The organism is Haladaptatus sp. SPP-AMP-3, from assembly GCF_049568665.1.
Taxonomy (GTDB): Archaea; Halobacteriota; Halobacteria; order Halobacteriales; family Haladaptataceae; genus Haladaptatus; species Haladaptatus paucihalophilus.
This window is the reverse complement of the sequence record NZ_CP145901.1, coordinates 539,319-556,635: the sequence shown is the minus strand read 5'-3', so window position 1 is coordinate 556,635 and position 17,317 is coordinate 539,319. Positions and strand designations below refer to the sequence as shown.

The following is a 17,317-nucleotide window of genomic DNA, read 5'->3' as shown; positions in this document are numbered from 1 at the left end:
AGAGGCCCTATCGAAGCCCCACTTGTATGAGGGTACAGCGCTCGACGCTCGGAAAACTGCTCGCAATCGTCTTCGTACTGAATCTCATCGTGATGGGTGCAGGTGCGTGGTATTCCTACGAACACGCCCCACCGATACCACAGAAGGTCGTCGGACCGGACGGGGAGACGGTCGTGACGAAGGCGCAAGTACAGGAAGGAAAACGGGTCTTCCAGTCGGACGGCCTGATGAACCACGGGTCGATTCTCGGCAACGGTGCCTATTTTGGGTCAGATTACACCGCGAACGCGTTGTCGTTGAAGACGAAGTACATGAAGGAGTACTACGCGAAGGAAAAGTACGATAAACCGGTCAGCGCGCTCTCGCCGGAACAACGAGCGGTCGTCAACGCGACGGTGACGACCGAACTCGAAGCGAGTCGGCCGAGCGACAGCGTGCAGTACTCGGCCGCGGAACTGTACGCCCACGAGCACGTTCGGCAACTGTACGTCGAGCGGTATCACGACGGCGACCTCGAACGCGGCGTTCCGAGCGGGATGATCGCCTCGGAGGAGGACGCACGGGACTTCGCCGACTTCGCGATGTGGACGGCGTGGATTTCCCACACCCAACGGCCGGGGAGCGACCACACGTACACGAACGACTGGCCGTACGAACCCGCCGCCGGAAACACGCCCCCGACGGCGTCGATGACGTGGAGCGTCATCGCGATGGTGCTGCTCGTCGCGGCGGCCGGAATCGGCGTCTGGCTCTACACATCCATCGACCTTCCCGAACCCGAGACGAAGGGAATCACGGTACCGTCGCCGAAGGACGTCGTGGTCTTCCCGAGTCAGAAGACGGCGGCGCGGTTCGTCCCCATCGCCGCCCTCCTGTTCGTCGCACAGGTGTTGCTCGGCGGGCTGTTGGCCCACTACTACATCGAGCGGGGCGGGTTCTTCGGCCTCGGAGCGCTGTTCGGGATTAATTTCGTCAAGCTGCTCCCGTTCGCCATCGCGAAGACGTGGCACATCGACCTCGCGATTCTGTGGATAGCGACCCTCTGGCTCGGCGCGGGGCTGTTCTTACCCCCGCTGCTGACCGGACAGGAGCGAGCGAATCAGAGCACGTACGTCAACGTGCTCCTCGGGGCGCTCCTCGTCGTCGCCGTCGGCGGACTGACCGGCATCTGGTTGGGTGCGAACGGCTACATCGACGGCGCGCTCTGGTGGCTCATCGGTAACGAAGGGCTGGAGTACCTCGAAGTGGGTCGCGTCTGGCAGTTCGGCTTGCTCGCCGGATTCGGGCTGTGGGCCGTCCTCGTCGCGCGCGGGTTCAAACCGCTCCTGAAGTCCGAAGAATCGTTCGGCCTCGCGCACATGATTCTGTACGCAGGCGGCTCCATCGCCCTGCTGTTCACGGCGGGGATGTTCTACACGCCGAAGACGAACATCGTCGTGACCGAGTTCTGGCGCTGGTGGGTCGTCCACATGTGGGTCGAAGGAGCGTTCGAGTTCTTCATCGTCGCCATCGTCGGCCTGACGCTCGTGTCGATGAACCTGTTGCGAAAGCGGTCGGCCGAGAAGGCCGTCATGTTCCAGGCGCTGTTCGTGATGGGAACCGGCGTCATCGGCGTCTCCCACCACTACTGGTGGATCGGGCAACCGGACGTGTGGGTGCCCTTCGGCTCCGTCTTCTCGACGCTCGAACTGCTCCCGCTCGTGTTCATCCTGTTCGAAGCCATCGGGGAGTACCGGACGCTCGCGCGGAGCGACGGGTCGTTCCCCTACACGCTCCCGTTCATGTTCATCATCGCCAGCGGCGTCTGGAACTTCGTCGGCGCGGGCGTGCTCGGGTTCTTCATCAACCTCCCGCTCGTCAACTACTACGAGCACGGGACGTACCTCACGGTTGGGCACGCCCACGCCGCCATGTTCGGCGCGTTCGGATTCCTCGCGCTGGGGATGGCGACCTACATGCTCCAGCTTACGACGAAACCCGACGCGTGGACGGAACGGCGACTTCGGTGGGCGTTCTGGCTCTGGAACATCGGCCTCGCGGTGATGGTGTTCGTCTCCGTCCTTCCCGTCGGCTTCCTCCAACTGGAAGCCGCGTTCTCCGGGAGCTACGACGCCGCTCGGAGCCTCGCGTTCTACAACAGCGACACGGTACAGCTCCTGTTCTGGGCGCGGTTGCCGGGCGACTCAATGCTCATCCTCGGCACGCTCGTGTTCGCCTACGACGTGCTCAAAAAGCAGTTCGTGCAGCGCGAGGTGACGACGCCGGTCCCGGAACCGGACGACCAACGCGTGCCGAGTCGGGTGTTCACGGACGACGACGACTGAACCGCCATCGGCGGGTCCCAATCGGACCCGGCATCGACCGTTCGGCGGTTACTCCGCCACCTCGTCGGTCACGTACCGTTTGATAATCGTCCCCTCGGCGCGGTGCAGCGTTTCGCTGGCGGTCGATTTTGCGACGTCGGTCAGCGCCGCGAGTTCGGTGAGCGTGCAGGTTCGCGGCGAGTCGTAGTAGCCACACTCGACGGCGGTTCGCACCAAACGCCGCTGTCGGTCGGTCAACAGACTCTCGGAGGAGGCCATCTCGCGGACGTACTCCACCTCGAACGGGACGCCGAACAGGTCCAGTTGCGTGGCGAGCGCGGAAAGTCGCTCGCGCGCGGCCGTCACCTCGAACGTCGCGTCGCCGTCGGTTATCGTGAGCGGGAGTTCGAGCGGAACCGCCGACTCCTGTACCGAGAGCAAGAGGAGGGGTTCGGTCGTCTCGAACTCGACGAGACACGTATCGTCGGACGCCCGCAACAGGTCCAAGTGGACGATACCGTCGTGGTCGTCCATCTCGCGGAGTATCGGCGGGAGGTCCGCGGCCGTGAGTTCGAGCAATCCGACGCCGACGTCGTCGGCGGGAAGGGCGGCCAGTACCCTGAATTTCGCATCCGGATACGTCGTCGAGACGTCGCCGATCCACGTCCCGGCGGGAAGCGTGAGCGTGAGTTTCGCGGTTGCCATCGATACCGTACGATGTCGTCGGGACCCCCAATAATCCACGACGAACATGTTCGGGGGACGGTTTTCCATCGACGGCATCTAACCTGTACCTATGGCAGACATCTCGCACGACGACGCGGAACCGGTCACGGAGCGGGTTCACGACAACTCGTGGTCGGTGAACCTCGAAAAACCCGAGCACGCCGAGGATACAGGGCTCGTCTGCTCGCAGGCCGTGGATGCCGTCGAGCACACGGCACAGGGGAACCACGTGAACGTGGTCACGCACGCGAATCACGGCCACCCCGAAACGTACCTCTTCGACGCACTGGACGACGAGTTCGGTTCGGATATCGAGTGTGAATACGTCGACCAGTGCGGGTGCGGCGGCCACGTGACCCGAGTGTACGTCGGTTGATTCACGATGGACGCGAACGACACCCGGAACGGGAATCCATCCGTCCCGTCCACCGAACTACTCGACCGAAACGAAGCGGATCCCGAGGCGGTTCGGCGAGCGATTCACCGCCGGGGGGCGGAACTCGAACGGCGGGAGGTCGCGCGAGCGGTCGAACGACTCGGCGGCGAGGACGGTCTCACGGCGGAACAGCGGGCGGTCATCGAGCGGATGGCGACCGCCATCGTGAACGGTATCGTGGCGACGCCCGATTCGGTGTTGCAAGACGCGTCGACGGACGACGACGCGGTGCGAACGGCGATCGAACTCTTCGACCCGGACGGCTAACGGAGTCCATCACCCGAAATCGCTATCGACGAACCGACACGGCAATTCACCGTCACTCGGCGAACGGCTAGCTTTTCCGACGGAGTAGCCTCGGACGAGGAGGTCCGAAACGTTCCATTAGTTGAAATCCCCTCGTTGAAAGCCACAGTCGGTGAGGGTTCACAGCGACGTGCGGGATATACAGCGCAGATGCAGCACGCTCACAACGTCAAACAGGAAAAAGAGTTGCTCAGTGCCGAGAGAACTGCTCTCGGAACGGCTGAGTCGATCTTGCTACAGTTCTCATCGCAAGAACATCAGTATAGTATGTGAATTCACCATCATTTCTTTATCGGAGGGTGTCGTACGAGAGCACGAGCGGGATGGGGACAGTGCCGTGAATACCGCGTGAGGGGAGAGACAAGCACCAACCATGAGCAACGAGACACACGACACGGCGACTGACGCAGAATCGAATTCTAACTCGCTGCAAACGACCCGCCGAACCGCACTTCGCGTGGCAAGCCTCGCCGGGTTGCTAGCGATGGGCAGCGGTAGTGCCAGCGCTCACCAAGACATGCCGAGCCGGACCACCGAACAGACCCAGCAACAGACGACGGACAATGCCAATGCAATCCCGGTGACGTGGTCGAACTACCCACGCGCCAACTGTCATGCTTCATTCCAGGCAACCGTCGACACAGGCGGATTCGGACGGCTCTATAATTTCAGAAATATAACTCCCGTCGGGCAGCAGTTGGACGTCGAAACAAATCGTGACACTATCTACTCACTCGGGGTGTTCGATCTGACCGAGCCAGTCACCATCACGCTCCCAGACACCGGAGATCGATATCAGTCGATGAACGTCCAGAACGAGTGCCAATATGTGAAACTGAGCGTCACCGAACCTGGCACGTACACGATCACACAAGATATGGTAGAGACGCGGTATGCTGGCGTCCTGATCCGCACGTTTGTTGACCCTAACGACCCGGACGATGTAAAGCAAGTTCGGCAACTTCAGGACGAGATCGGCGTCGAACAAGCGTCGGCTGGCTCGTTCGAGATTCCCAACTGGGACCCACAATCATTCAAACGACTCGACGACGCGCTCACGACGGTCTTTATCACGCTCGAGAACTTCTCGGGCGCGTATGGTGACGTCGGTCAGGTCGACCCGGTAAAATTTTTCGTCGCCAGTCCGTCGGGATGGTCCGGCCCCCCGCAGCCATCGGAGGCGCTCTTCCTCCAACGGATTCCCACCCAGAATGACGGTCAGACACCATACGAACTCACCGTCGACGAAAGCGTTCCCGTCGACGCGTTCTGGTCAGTCACCGTCTACAACCGTGACCTCTACCTCGAGGAGAACAAGTACGACGCGTATTCGGTCAACAATGTGACCGCAGAGCGAGCCGATGACGGTAGCGTGACAATTCATTTCGGTGGCGACCCCGACCAGCCGAACTTCATCTACACGCCGGAGGGTTGGCACTATATCGTCCGGCTCTACAAACCACGCGAGCCGATCATCGACGGAAGCTATCAGTTCCCCGAGGCCCAGCCGGTCGAGTGAGATAAACGCGCGGATGTCGGCGGGAACGCATCGACGACCCGTCGGCCACGAACGTCACTCCTGCCGTTTCCGCAACGGTTGAGTCGTCCGACTCGGTATGGACGGTAGTGAGACGCCGCCTGTTCGGAACGCTTTGCGGGCTCGTATTCCTGATGAACTTCGGGCGAACCGTCTTCGCACCGCTGCTCGAACCTCTGACGGTGGCCTTTTCGACCGATCAGGCGACCATCGGCGTGTTGATATCGCTGGTGTGGCTCGGCACCGCACTCCCGCGGATCCCGATGGGGTACGTCCTCACCCGCGTCCCGCGGTATCAGGCCGTTCTCGCGACGGGGTTCGTCCTCGCCGGGTCGTCGGGACTCATCGCGGTCGCGGATTCCATCGCCTCGCTTCGCGTCGGGACGTTTCTACTCGGCGTCGCCAGCGGCGCCTACTTCGTCGCCGCCGTGCCGCTAATCGCCGAACTATATCCGGATGCGGTCGGGCGAACCGTCGGCATCCACGGGGCGGCGTCGCAACTGGCGGCGGTCCTCGCCCCCACCATCGTCGTCGGAATCTTACTCGTCTCCTCGTGGCGGACGGTGTTCGTCCTGCTCGCGGCGGTCGCAGTCGTCTTCAGCATCGTGTTGGCGAGCATCGTTCGAGGGTCCCGAATCGCCGACGAGTCCGCCCCGGATCGCGCGTTTCTGTCCGCCGTGCGCTCCCACTGGCGACTCATCGCGGTCGGCCTCCTGATGGTCGGCGTCGCGGGATTCCTGTGGCAGGGCTTGTTCAACTTCTACGTCGTCTATCTGGACTCGTCGAAGGGGATATCCACGACGACGGCGAACTTTCTTCTCACCGTCGTGTTCGCGGCCGGACTGCCCGCGTTCTGGTTCGGCGGCCGGCTCGCCGACCGCCTCCCCATCGTCCCGTACATCCTCGGGATACTGACCGGGTTCGTGGTGTCGGTGGTCGCGCTCACCGCCGCCGGTGGCATCGTCGCGCTAACCGTCGTCTCGGTCGCCATCGGGTACTCGATACACAGCCTGTTTCCGGCCTTGGACACCTACTTCCTCAACTCGCTGTCGGACGAAAACCGCGGCGTCGTCTACGCGGCGTTCACCGGGATTTCTCTGCTGGTCGAGGCGAACGGCACCGCGACCGTCGGATTGCTCACCGAAGCGGGCTATCGATTCGACGTCGTGTTCATCGGCCTCGCCTCGCTCGTCGGTTGTGTCATCGTCGTCCTCGCAGGGTTGTACACGACGAACCGACTGCCGGGGAATTCGCCACGCGACCATCGCGCGTAGGGTCCTCGAATCGCCGCGCGTCGTTCGATAGTCTGCCAGAACCGCATTCAACGAGGGTTCTGCGGCCGTAATCTAAAGATAGTACGGGTGATACGCCATTGTATGCGAATCGCGCTCATCGCACACGACGAGAAGAAACCCGATTTGGTGGAGTTCGTCCGGAGAAACATCGACCAACTTTCGACCGTCGACTGCATCTCGACCGGAACGACCGGACAGCGAATCAACGAGAACACCAACCTCGAAGTCGAACCGAAAGCGTCCGGACCGCTCGGCGGAGATATGATGATCGGTGCCGCGGTAGCCACCGGAGACTGTCAGGCCGTGATATTCCTCCGCGACCCGTTGACCGCCCAACCGCACGAACCGGACATCAACGCGCTCCTACGGGTGTGTGACGTTCACGACGTGCCGCTGGCGACGAATCTCGCCAGCGCGAACGCCATCATCGACGAGCTAATAAAGCAAGCCTAACCGCCCGACGAAGGGGTCTAGCATCGAGACGTGACGAGCGTCAGAGAACGCCCTCGTCGAACAGTCGCTCGATATCCGCCTCCGTATAGCCGTATTCGGAAAGGATTTCTTCCGTGTGTTCGCCAAGGAGCGGCGGGTGCGCGCGAACCCGCGTCGGCGTCTTCGAGAGGTGCATCGGACTCCCCGCCATCTCGACGTCGCCCGCGGTCGGATGGGAAACCGACCACTGCATGTTTCGCGCCTTCACTTGCGCATCGTCGAAGACGTCTCGCATGTTCTTGACGTCGGTCGCCGGGACGCCGTGGTCGTCCATCGTCTCCAATATTTCTGCCGTCGTGAACTCCTCGAACGTCGGTTCGAGGAGCGCATCGAGTTCGTCGCGGTTCTCGACGCGCGAGGCGTTGTCACGGAATCGCTCGTCGTCGATGAGGTCCTCGCGGTCGATGGCGCGACAGAACTTCGGCCAGAGGTTGGGCGACGGAACCGCGATGACGACGTACCCGTCCGCAGTCGGGAACGCTTGATACGGGGCGAGCGTCGGGTGTTTGCTCCCCATTCGTCCGGGCGGGGTTCCCGTGGCGAAGTAGTTCGAGGCCATGTAACTCATCCACGCAACCTGACCGTCGAGGAGCGAGACATCGACCTTCTGTCCCGTACCGTCCCCGAGTTCGCGCTCGAGCACTGCGGCGAGGATGGCTTGGGTCGCGTACATCCCCGCACCGATGTCGGCGATGGCCACGCCCACGCGAACGGGCGGACCGTCCGCCTCGCCGGTGATGCTCATCAGTCCGCCCTCCGCTTGCATGATGAGGTCGTACGCGGGTCGGTCCCTGTCCGGCCCCCACTCGCCGTATCCAGAGAGGGCACAATAGACGAGGCCGGGGTTGTCCTCTCGGAGGGTCTGGTAACCGAGTCCCCACTTCTCCATCGTGCCGACGCGGAAGTTCGAGACGACGACGTCGGCTTCGCTCGCGAGGTCGCGGAAGACGGTTTGTCCCTCGTCGCTCGCGAGGTCGAGCGTCATCGAGCGCTTGTTGCGGTTCACGCTGAGGTAGTACGCGCTCTCGTTCGACTCTCCGTACGTCGGCGGGTGCCACTCGCGCGTCTGGTCGCCCGTCTCCGGTCGCTCGATTTTGATGACGTCCGCGCCGAGGTCGCCCAACTGCATCGTACAGAACGGACCGACGAGGACGCGGGACGCATCGAGAACGGTGAGTCCGTCGAGGGGACCGGTCTCCGTCTCCGGTTGGCGGGTTTCGCCGACCATCCGTTACGGCGCTCCCGCCCAATTCACTGGCAGTCTCCGCTCGACCCGTCGACCGGTGAGAATCGTTCGACCGTCCCTCCGCCGTTTCGTGGAGGGACGGCACCCGATTGGCGGGACGGAATCTTCGATCGTCATGGGACGCTGTTCGGAAAAATAATGCTAAATTGTTTCGGTGGAGGCGATTCGGAACGGGAGCGAATAGGAAGACGCATCGATCAATCGTCGATTCGTCTGGACTCCGCGTCCGCGGACAACCCGGTGATAGTTCGTATCGGTTGCCGGGCGTCTCGCCCTCGTTCGAGTCCCAGAGTGACGACTCGAACGACGACGTAGGGGCCGACGACCGAGATGGTTGGTATCACGGTGAACGCCGCGACCACCGCGCCGAGAACGGGAGCAACGGCCAGTATGAGCCCGTACATCCCGAGCAGGGTGAGCCCGAACAGAGACACGAGGGTCGTGTCTCTCGGCGCACGTCGGGCGGGCGGCGTCCGGTCGGCCGGACGAGATGGTCGTTCGTGTGGCAATCGTCTTGGTGCTTGTCTCATGGGTATGTACCTCTTGTTCGGTCGATATGCGTGCGATGCGGCGAGTGTCGTTGCGACAGCGATGCCGCTACGGAGCCATCGGAAGCGAACTCGGTAGCGACGCTCTCACGACTTACGCGGTGCGGCGATGGTCCCCCGTGACGTCGAGGGGTGACTGACCGCCCTTCGAAGCGTGTCCACCTTCGTAGCCACTGCTATCGGTCTGAACGTGGCTCGGCGGACGAGCGAAGCGAGAGACGGGAATCGCTACGTCGGTGAAGGAATCATGAACTGACAACCTCGCGTAGTACGTCACTCGTGTCACCGTAGTATAAAATCACAGTGAATGATGGTATCCATCCACACGGATGAAAGCGGCGTTACGGTAGCTGACGACACAGACGGTGATTCGTGTAGTGGGAGTTATCGACTCGATGGCCCCCTTCCAGCTAGCAGCGCGAACTAACGGACCGTCGGAACCGGCGACCGGTCCCACAGGGTCGCGTCAGTCCGACGAATCGTACAGCGGACCGTCGTTCGACGGCGGAGATATCTGGGTCAGATAGTAGATTCCGACGAGGAAACACCCCTGTCCAACGGAGAAGAGGAGCAGTAACTCGACGGGAACGTGATACCGGCCGAGCAGACGAACGACGACCAAAGTGACGAACACACCGCCGATGAGAAACCACGAGAGCATTTTCAAACCCTCTTCTAAGAAGAGGAGGTCAGCGAGACGAGCACCCCTCGTTCGGACGAGCGAGTCCTCCCAGCCTTCCTGATCAGTACCTTGAATGGACATCGACATCTTGCCAAAGGATAGCACACGATATCAATACCGGGGATTGTACAGTTGACAGTAACTCGGTACACCATCCCCAATGCGGATAAGTCGATGCTGACTCCGGTCGAGTGAATGTGTCGTCTGGACGTCTCCGCGCCACCTCATCGTATAGTATCTTTCGACGACGCGGGCAAAATCGTAATCGAATCGGGTACCCAGAACCCCACGTGAGCGTCCCCGACCGCACGTCGAGAAACGAATCGGAAAGAACCGACAGGGGGATTTCCCCACGTACGACGCTCGAAAGCGAGTCGAAACGAGGTACTCGCGGCCTCAATCGAGCGTGCCGAACGTCTCCACCAAGTCACCGTTCACGTATCGACGTTGCGTGAATCCGAGCGCGTTCGTGAGCATGGTATGGGACAGGAACGTAGCCGTGTACTCCAGCATGCCGAAGGGATGGGCAACGCGTTGGTACGCGGGCGGTAACATCCCACCGATGACGTGAATCCCGGACCCATCATCGCGGCGTATCGAGCCTGCAGTCACAAGCCGATCCTGACCGTCGGTGACCCCGGCGACGGTTCCGCCCGCATCCTCGAATGCCGTGGGAGCAACGCCGGTCGCGGGGGCGTTGGCGATGGGATACCCGAGCGGGGGGACGTTGTAGAATTCACGCTGGACGTTCCGCGTACCCATCAACAACGGATGGTCGTCGTTACGTCGGTCGAAATGCGGAATCTCACTCTCGAACGTGGTAACGTCCGCCGCCGTAATCCCCGTGGTCAAGTTGTTTTCGAGGAGTCCGAGGTGGGAGACGCCGGCGTCGGTGAGAACGAGGTTTCCGCCGTTCGAGACGAATCGGTCGAGTTCCCGGACGTAGGCGTCGTCATCGGCACCATCCGCGTGAGAGACGACGAGGTTTTCGACGGCGAGTCGGCTGCTCCGCCCGCGAAACAGCGCCCCGTCTTTGATGTCTTCGACGGTTAGCCCCGTCATCGCGTCAGTGATGTTACCGTTGCCGTGCCGTCCTCGGTTCCCGTTCTGTCCGTGGTGACCGCGCGTCTCTCCGCTTTTTCTCCCCCGTCCGTCGGCCATGTACGCCTCGTAATCGGGGAAGTAGGCGAGCGGGGAGACGCTGTAGCTCCGTTGTTCGTACCCGAAGACCGACTCGGGGTCGGGGGACGTCACTGTGTCCGCGGTACTGCTGACGACCGTCCGATCGACCGTCGCCGTCGCCTCCCGCTCGCCACCGAGCGTTTTCACCTCGACCGTCCACTCGCCGCTGGATGGCTCCGGAATCGACCATTCTGCCGTCCGTCGTGGACGGTCGCTAGCGGAGTCGTGCGAGCGCACGACCCGTCCGCTCGCATCGCGGAGTTTCGTGAGGATGGGACCGGTCGGCGAATCGACGGTTATCGAGAGGTCGTGCGTTCCGTCCGGAACGGAAACGCTCGATGCGGTCCACTGCTTGCCGACTCCGAGCTTTTCCCTGGCCGTCGTCGTATCGATATCCTCGAACGAAAGCGCACTCGACCGTCGCGTGAGCGAATCGGTCTCGACGTATGCGGTGGTCGCTTTGCCGGTTCGGATGTCGGCGGTCACGTCGTTCGCGGCGTGTTCGGTGACGGTTCGAATCACCTCTTGGAACCCGCGCGCTTGCAGGTCTACCAACCACGGTCGGAACACCATCCGGTCGAAGACGCGGTTATCCCACCCCATCTCGTGAGCCATCATCGTGACCCCGAGGCCGCCCTGGTCCTCCGGGTGGCTCATCCAACTGATGAGCGTCCCCGAGGTCGTATACTGAATCGTATCGAAGATGGTGCCGTATTCGTACCCCGATTCCGGAACGGGGGTGTCGTATTGGTCAACGTACTCCGGAGGGACACCGTAGCCGTCGATGAGATATTCCCTATTCAGGGCCTCGAACTGCTCACGGTGGGCGTCGAGGTCGCTCTCGATTTCGTCTCGGACCCGGATATTCGTCCGGCGATTGAGTTCGTAGATGTCGTGGAGTTCACCGTGGTCGTACTGGTCGTTGACGATGAGTCCCTCGATGAAGTTCGACGACCAGAACATCCCGTGGAGGTCCGACCCGTAATTGAGGTTGTCGTACCCTCGAAGCGCCTCGACGATATCGAGTGAGTCGGGCACGATTTCCTCGTACTCCTTCGGCGACGTCGGAACGTCGTCGTCGACGCCCGGCATATCGTCCTGCAAGTCCCTTCCGTTCGGCTCGGCGGGATAGTATGCCGGATTGATCCACCCGACCGTCGGATACCCGCGATTCGGGTCGACACCGGTTCCGGTCACTCGTTTGAAGGAGTTGTTCTCCGGTTCGGGGTCCCCTATCGGGTCGTCGTTGACGAGATACTCCTGTCGACGCGCAGAGAACCCATCGGGATTCGTGTACGCGAACAGGAGGACGACCTCGTCCAACATCGCCTCGACCGTCGGCTCGTCGCCATCGAGCAGTCGCTGGACGAACCGGGAACCGGCCTCCGCACCCGACCGTTCGTCACCGTGAATGCTCAACGAGAAGAACACCTTCTCCTTTTCCTGGAACGCTCCCTCGTCGTCGATATCGTTCGTCACCTCGACGACCCACAGCTCCTGGGGGTCGGACGCCGTCTCTTCGAAGAGGTTCTCGTGTCCCGGACTTTGCCCCCACGAGCGGACGCGAACTCGGTCGCCGTGCTCGGCTTCGAGGTGGTGGATTCCGTCCACCATCTGTTCGTAGTCGATGTGATCGACGCTGTCATCGACAGGTGGGAAGGCACCGTTCGCGTACTCGCCGAGTCGCCAGAACGGATTCGACCCCGGCGAGTATTTGAGGGTTTCGACGACGTCGAGTTCGGCCACGTCTCGCGCTTCCGTCGGCGTCAGTCGAAGCCACGCCGCGGTTGCCGGGTCCGTCGTCGTTCGGAAATAGTCGTCCGAATAGGGTTCGAGCGCGTCGAACGCCGGTCGGCGCAGTCCGACCAACGTCGGAATCTCGTACTCTTCATCGACGCGCCCGAGGACGAAATCGTAGAGTTCCGTCGGCGCCGACGACGTTGAATCGGCGGCGACACCCTTCGAGAGCGACACTGCACCGGCCGTTGCAGCGGACAGTCTGACGAACTGGCGTCGTGAAATCGGGATGTCTTTCGAGCGGTCCAATTCGGTCGAGTGGGTACGTTCGTCGTGCACTTGATAACACGGCACAGGAGTGCCACCCTATCGTACTTGCTTTCAGCACTAATAATTATTCAGTATTAGTATTTTATTTAAATATTTGCTGTCAATTTTGGTGGGGTTGAGCTTGTCTCCGTTACCGTTCGACACGGTACGGCATCGCTATCGTCGAAAGTGCGGCCGGAGGCGGTGGGAAGGCTACTCGGACTCGTCGTACACGGCACCGTTCCGTCGTCCGTCCGCCGCGCCGCGGTACTTCCCGGAATCGAGCACCCGAATCGCCTGCACGTTGCCGAGTTGGGTGGGCTCGTCGTTCAACGCGTGGCCGCGGGCACGGAGCTTCTTTTGCACTCCCTTCGGGAGGCCGTCTTCCCAGTAGACCGACGGGTCGACGTCGGCGTAGATACGCGGGGCGGCGATGGCCGATTGGAGGCTCATTCCGTACTCGACGACGTTCAGGAGTACTTGTGCGACGGTCGTGATAATCGTCTTCCCACCGGGTGAACCGACGGTCATGTACGGCTCGCCGTCACGGAAGACGATGGTCGGACTCGTGCTACTCAACGGGCGCTTGTTAGGCTGGACCTGATTCGGTCCACCGGGGACGGCATCGAAGTCGGTGAGTTCGTTGTTCAGCATGAATCCGTAGCCGGGCACCATCATCTTCGTGCCGAAGAACTGCTCGATGGTGCTGGTCCACGAGACCATGTTTCCGTCGCTGTCCGCGACCGTGAAGTGCGTCGTCTGTCCCTTGTCGGAGCGAAGGTTCGTCGCTCGGCGCTCGCCCGTCCCGGAATCCGCGAGCGGACTGACCCGATAGGGGCTCCCCGGTTGGAACGACCACGGGTCGCCGGGCGACCGTTCCGGTCCGGCCTCGTCGAACGAGATGCGTCGGCGGCGACGCTTCACGTACTCCTCGTCGAAGAGTCCCTGCCACGGTGCGTCGGCGAACAGTTTGTCGCCCATGTACGCACCGCGGTCAGCGTAGGCGAGGTGGAACGCCTCGATGAGCGCGTGGTAGCGCTCGAAGGAGCGCGAATCGTACTGCCCGAGGTCGAAGGGTTCGAGAAGTTTCAGGATATGGCCGATGGTGAGTCCGCCGGAACTCGGCAGGGACATCGTCCGAATCGTCACGTCCCCGAACTCCACGCGTTCGGGGTGGTCCATCGTCACGTTGTAGCCCGCGAGGTCGTTGACGGTCATACTGCCGCCGCTCTGCTGGACCGTCTCGGCGGTCGCTTCCGCGATGTCGCCCTTGTAGAACGCACCGATACCCCCGTCACGGATGAGGCGGAAGGTTTTGGCCAGGTCCGGTTGCACGAGCGGGTCGCCCTCCTGGAGCGGGTCGCCGTTCGGCGCGAACACCGAACGCGCCGCGTCGTTGAACTGCTCGACGTTGTTGGCGATGGATTCGGCCAACGGAGCGTCGACGGTCACGCGGGGACAGGCGTTCGACGCCAGCGCGATTGCAGGGTCGATGAGCTCCTGCATCGACTTCGAGCCGAATCGTTTGAGCGCCACGTCGCAGGCACGGAGCGTCCCCGGGACGCCGACCGCCTGGCCGCTTGTGTGTCGCTTTTCGAACGGAATCGGCTCGCCGTCGTCGTCGAGGAACATCTCGGGCGTCGCGCCGAGCGGTGCGCGCTCGCGGTTATCGACCGCGTACACGACGTCCTCGTCGGCCGAGTACACGAGCATGAACCCACCGCCGCCGATGCCGGAACTGTGCGGTTGAACCACGTTGAGCGCGAACTGCGTCGCAACGGCGGCATCGACCGCATTGCCCCCGTCTTCGAGGACGTCCGCACCGACCCGCGTCGCTTGCGGGTGGACGGTGGCGACCATCTGGTCGCCGGTCGCCGTCGCGACGGTTCCCGACCCTTGTTTCACGCTACTCGCGTCGCCCGAGGCCTGCCCCGCGCTCGCGGACACGACGCCCGCCCCGACGGTCGCCATCGAACCTTTCAGGAACGTTCGTCGCTTGGTCGTTCCGCCCTCTCCGTTCGGTTCCGTCTCGGAGCGTCCTCCCCTCACGTCGTTTTCTCCACTCATCCTTCCGATATATGGAGAGGAGAGGAATAAGTATATTTTATAGATATCGACAATAAGAATTGTAGTTCGTACATCTATTTTAAGTCAAAATGAGACGGCGGACAAAAGCCGAGTCGAAGACGCGTTTCGTGTCCCTTTCGGCACGTTCATTTCGGCCCACCGTTGCTCTTGTCCACTCCCTATCGCTTGCGATGAGATGACTCGCCGTCCACTCCTCGCATCGATGGTTCCCGACAGCAGGTGTTCGGACTCGTCCGAATCGAAATCGAATTGTGCAATATCGATTCGCCAGCTATAAATTTCGTATTATATCCATATAATTAGAATAGATATATGTATAGATACAACATTCATGAATATATGGGTAGAAATCTCACCCGCAGAGGGATACTCGCCGTGACTGCATCGACAGCGTTCCTCAGCCACGCCGGAACGGGGACGATGAGCGGAAATTCGTCGGGTCGGGACCACGAGGACGAGGAGGGAGCGACCCTCCATCGGTTCGCGACGAGCGCCACCGGCGCGGAGGTGACGGGACTCTACGTCACGGAGGAGGGGCAGTTCTTCTTCAACGTCCAGCACCCGAGCCGCGAAAACGACGACCCGTACAACGAGGGAACCATCGGAGCCGTCGTCGGAGTCGACATGAACGACCTTCCGCGGGACTTCCCGAGCGTTCAACCGTCCGAAAACGAGGAACAGGCGGGGAACGTGCGGTTGGCGCGCGGGAGCTACCAAGTCCTCGCACAGGGCGGCGACGAAACCGACAGCGGCGAGTCGCTCGGCATCCCGACCACGCCGGACGGAACGCCGGTCGGCGACCTCGACGGGTCGGAGTACTCGGAGTACGGGTACTGGCCCGATTTCAACGGGTTCGTTCCGGACGACGAGGCGAGCGACGAGGGCTACCTGTTCACCAACTTCGAGACGCAACCGGGGATGATAACCCGACTCCACCTCCGTCAGCGCGGGAAAAACGGTGGCTGGGAGGTCGTCGGTGCCGAAAACGTCGACGAACCGCTCCGCCGCGTCGAGGGGACGAACATCAACTGCTTCGGGAGCGTCACCCCCGAGGGGGTGCCGATGAGCGCGGAAGAGCAATACTCGCACCCGGCCACTCGGTTCTGGAACCGGCCGAAACCGGCCACCATCGACGACAGCCCCGGCATCTCCGAGGACGGAGTGCAGGGGAGCTTCGGACTCAACGGCGTCGAAAAACAGGCGTTGTATCTCGGCGGGACGCGGGACGGTGAGGAAGTCGAAGTACCCGAGAACGGAACGGCGACGCTCATCTCCGACACCTACGCCAACCCGTACCGCTACGGCCACATCGTCGCGATGGGGAATCCGACCGCGGACGACGTGACCGACGTGGAAGCCACGAAACTGACCACGTTCGGCCGCGCGGCGCACGAAGTCGCGGTGGTCATGCCCGACCAGCGAACCGCGTACACGAGTTCCGACGGCACCGGGAAGTGTTTCTACAAGTTCGTCGCCGACGAGGACGTGGCCGGACGGGGAGACGTCACGGAGTACGGGTCGAAGGGAACGCTGTACGTCGCCAAGGCGAACCAACGGGGTAAACTGAACGGCAATCCCGCCGAGGTCGGCTTCGAACTCGACTGGATACCGCTCGGACACGCCGACCTCGACGAAATCGAATCGTGGATAGCCGAGTACGACGGGGTGACACAGGCCGACTACCTCGCGATTCGAGAGGAGGTCGATGCGTTGGACGACGACGCGAGCCTCGCGGACATCGACGCCCACGTCGAGGAGAACGGGAACCCGTTCTACATCACGCCCGAGGAAGTCGACGCGTGGGCGGAACAGTACGAAGACGGCGGAATCGGCTGTATCGACGAGGAGCTTCGCCGCGTCCCGTTCCTCGAAACCCGGCGGGCGGCCGCGGCCGTCGGTGCGACCGACGAGTTCCGCAAGATGGAGGGCCTCAACATCCGCACCGGGGCCGTCCCGGGCGAGGACTTCCTCTACATGGCGATTTCGGAGACGAGTAAGACGATGAACGACGTGGAAGGAGACATCCAACTCGCCGGTGACGAGTGGGGTGCGGTCTACCGTCTGCCGCTGGAGGCCGATTACGACGTTTCGCGGATGGAACCCGCGGTCGTCGGCGGGCCGAACGCCAACATCTGCGGCGGCTGTCCGTACGACGCGCGACCGGATTCGAAGAGCAGCGTCTGTCCCGACTGCGGGTACAATCCGACCGAGGAGGACGAGAACGGGACCAGCGGCGGCGGCATGAAGAAGCTCGGGAAGGCCGCAACCGACCTCGTAACCGGTGACGACTTCGAGGAGGAGAACGTCATCTCCAACCCGGACAACCTCGTGGTCATGCGGGACAAACGAGTCATCATCGGCGAGGACACGAGCAACGAGGGACACGCGAACGACAACATGATCTGGATTTACACCCCCGAAGGCTGTTAG

The 17,317-nt window shown here is 62.1% G+C and carries 13 protein-coding genes; 7 read left to right on the top strand and 6 right to left on the bottom strand.

Annotated features, from left to right (window positions below; all coding sequences use genetic code 11):
* Positions 1-26 precede the first annotated feature (26 nt).
* Positions 27-2,324 (top strand): nitric-oxide reductase large subunit, encoded by a 2,298-nt coding sequence (locus V5735_RS22660; protein WP_423746920.1) that lies wholly within the window; start codon positions 27-29, stop codon positions 2,322-2,324.
* 48 nt (positions 2,325-2,372) lie between these two features.
* Here V5735_RS22660 and V5735_RS22655 read toward each other — a convergent pair whose 3' ends face one another.
* On the bottom strand, positions 2,373-3,008 hold the full coding sequence (locus tag V5735_RS22655) for a helix-turn-helix domain-containing protein (protein ID WP_423746919.1): 636 nt from the start codon (positions 3,006-3,008) through the stop codon (positions 2,373-2,375).
* A gap of 91 nt (positions 3,009-3,099) precedes the next feature.
* Here V5735_RS22655 and V5735_RS22650 point away from each other — a divergent pair, with 91 nt between their 5' ends.
* From V5735_RS22650 to V5735_RS22630, 5 genes are all read left to right on the top strand, one after another.
* Positions 3,100-3,405: a CGCGG family rSAM-modified RiPP protein gene (locus tag V5735_RS22650; protein ID WP_423746918.1), complete on the top strand. Its 306-nt coding sequence runs from the start codon at positions 3,100-3,102 to the stop codon at positions 3,403-3,405.
* A 6-nt stretch (positions 3,406-3,411) separates the two neighbouring features.
* Positions 3,412-3,732, top strand: coding sequence for a hypothetical protein (locus V5735_RS22645; RefSeq protein WP_423746917.1), 321 nt, complete (start codon positions 3,412-3,414; stop codon positions 3,730-3,732).
* A 412-nt stretch (positions 3,733-4,144) separates the two neighbouring features.
* Complete coding sequence (locus V5735_RS22640; RefSeq protein WP_423746916.1) at positions 4,145-5,290, top strand: DUF1214 domain-containing protein; 1,146 nt, start codon at positions 4,145-4,147, stop codon at positions 5,288-5,290.
* A 152-nt stretch (positions 5,291-5,442) separates the two neighbouring features.
* Positions 5,443-6,582 carry an MFS transporter gene (locus tag V5735_RS22635; RefSeq protein ID WP_423747230.1) on the top strand — a complete coding sequence of 380 codons (1,140 nt, stop codon included), beginning with the start codon at positions 5,443-5,445 and terminating at the stop codon, positions 6,580-6,582.
* A 102-nt stretch (positions 6,583-6,684) separates the two neighbouring features.
* Positions 6,685-7,056, top strand: coding sequence for a methylglyoxal synthase (locus tag V5735_RS22630; RefSeq protein WP_423746915.1), 372 nt, complete (start codon positions 6,685-6,687; stop codon positions 7,054-7,056).
* A gap of 40 nt (positions 7,057-7,096) precedes the next feature.
* Here V5735_RS22630 and V5735_RS22625 read toward each other — a convergent pair whose 3' ends face one another.
* From V5735_RS22625 to ggt, 5 genes are all read right to left on the bottom strand, one after another.
* Entirely contained in the window at positions 7,097-8,323 is a 1,227-nt protein-coding gene (locus V5735_RS22625; RefSeq protein ID WP_423746914.1) for a CaiB/BaiF CoA transferase family protein, read from the bottom strand.
* Positions 8,324-8,538: 215 nt separating this feature from the next.
* Positions 8,539-8,871 (bottom strand): hypothetical protein, encoded by a 333-nt coding sequence (locus V5735_RS22620; protein ID WP_423746913.1) that lies wholly within the window; start codon positions 8,869-8,871, stop codon positions 8,539-8,541.
* Between the two features lie 484 nt (positions 8,872-9,355).
* Positions 9,356-9,652, bottom strand: coding sequence for a hypothetical protein (locus V5735_RS22615; protein WP_423746912.1), 297 nt, complete (start codon positions 9,650-9,652; stop codon positions 9,356-9,358).
* Between the two features lie 315 nt (positions 9,653-9,967).
* On the bottom strand, positions 9,968-12,829 hold the full coding sequence (locus tag V5735_RS22610; protein WP_423746911.1) for a M14 family zinc carboxypeptidase: 2,862 nt from the start codon (positions 12,827-12,829) through the stop codon (positions 9,968-9,970).
* 183 nt (positions 12,830-13,012) lie between these two features.
* Positions 13,013-14,866: a gamma-glutamyltransferase gene (gene ggt / locus V5735_RS22605; RefSeq protein ID WP_423746910.1), complete on the bottom strand. Its 1,854-nt coding sequence runs from the start codon at positions 14,864-14,866 to the stop codon at positions 13,013-13,015.
* Between the two features lie 360 nt (positions 14,867-15,226).
* Here ggt and V5735_RS22600 point away from each other — a divergent pair, with 360 nt between their 5' ends.
* Positions 15,227-17,317 carry an alkaline phosphatase PhoX gene (locus V5735_RS22600; protein WP_423746909.1) on the top strand — a complete coding sequence of 697 codons (2,091 nt, stop codon included), beginning with the start codon at positions 15,227-15,229 and terminating at the stop codon, positions 17,315-17,317.

Coding starts and splice junctions, on each gene's coding strand:
- V5735_RS22660 (WP_423746920.1), top strand. CDS start 27: ATGAGGGTACAGCGCTCGACGCTCGGAAAACTGCTCGCAATCGTCTTC.
- V5735_RS22655 (WP_423746919.1), bottom strand. CDS start 3,008: ATGGCAACCGCGAAACTCACGCTCACGCTTCCCGCCGGGACGTGGATC.
- V5735_RS22650 (WP_423746918.1), top strand. CDS start 3,100: ATGGCAGACATCTCGCACGACGACGCGGAACCGGTCACGGAGCGGGTT.
- V5735_RS22645 (WP_423746917.1), top strand. CDS start 3,412: ATGGACGCGAACGACACCCGGAACGGGAATCCATCCGTCCCGTCCACC.
- V5735_RS22640 (WP_423746916.1), top strand. CDS start 4,145: ATGAGCAACGAGACACACGACACGGCGACTGACGCAGAATCGAATTCT.
- V5735_RS22635 (WP_423747230.1), top strand. CDS start 5,443: ATGAACTTCGGGCGAACCGTCTTCGCACCGCTGCTCGAACCTCTGACG.
- V5735_RS22630 (WP_423746915.1), top strand. CDS start 6,685: ATGCGAATCGCGCTCATCGCACACGACGAGAAGAAACCCGATTTGGTG.
- V5735_RS22625 (WP_423746914.1), bottom strand. CDS start 8,323: ATGGTCGGCGAAACCCGCCAACCGGAGACGGAGACCGGTCCCCTCGAC.
- V5735_RS22620 (WP_423746913.1), bottom strand. CDS start 8,871: ATGAGACAAGCACCAAGACGATTGCCACACGAACGACCATCTCGTCCG.
- V5735_RS22615 (WP_423746912.1), bottom strand. CDS start 9,652: ATGTCCATTCAAGGTACTGATCAGGAAGGCTGGGAGGACTCGCTCGTC.
- ggt (WP_423746910.1), bottom strand. CDS start 14,866: ATGAGTGGAGAAAACGACGTGAGGGGAGGACGCTCCGAGACGGAACCG.
- V5735_RS22600 (WP_423746909.1), top strand. CDS start 15,227: ATGGGTAGAAATCTCACCCGCAGAGGGATACTCGCCGTGACTGCATCG.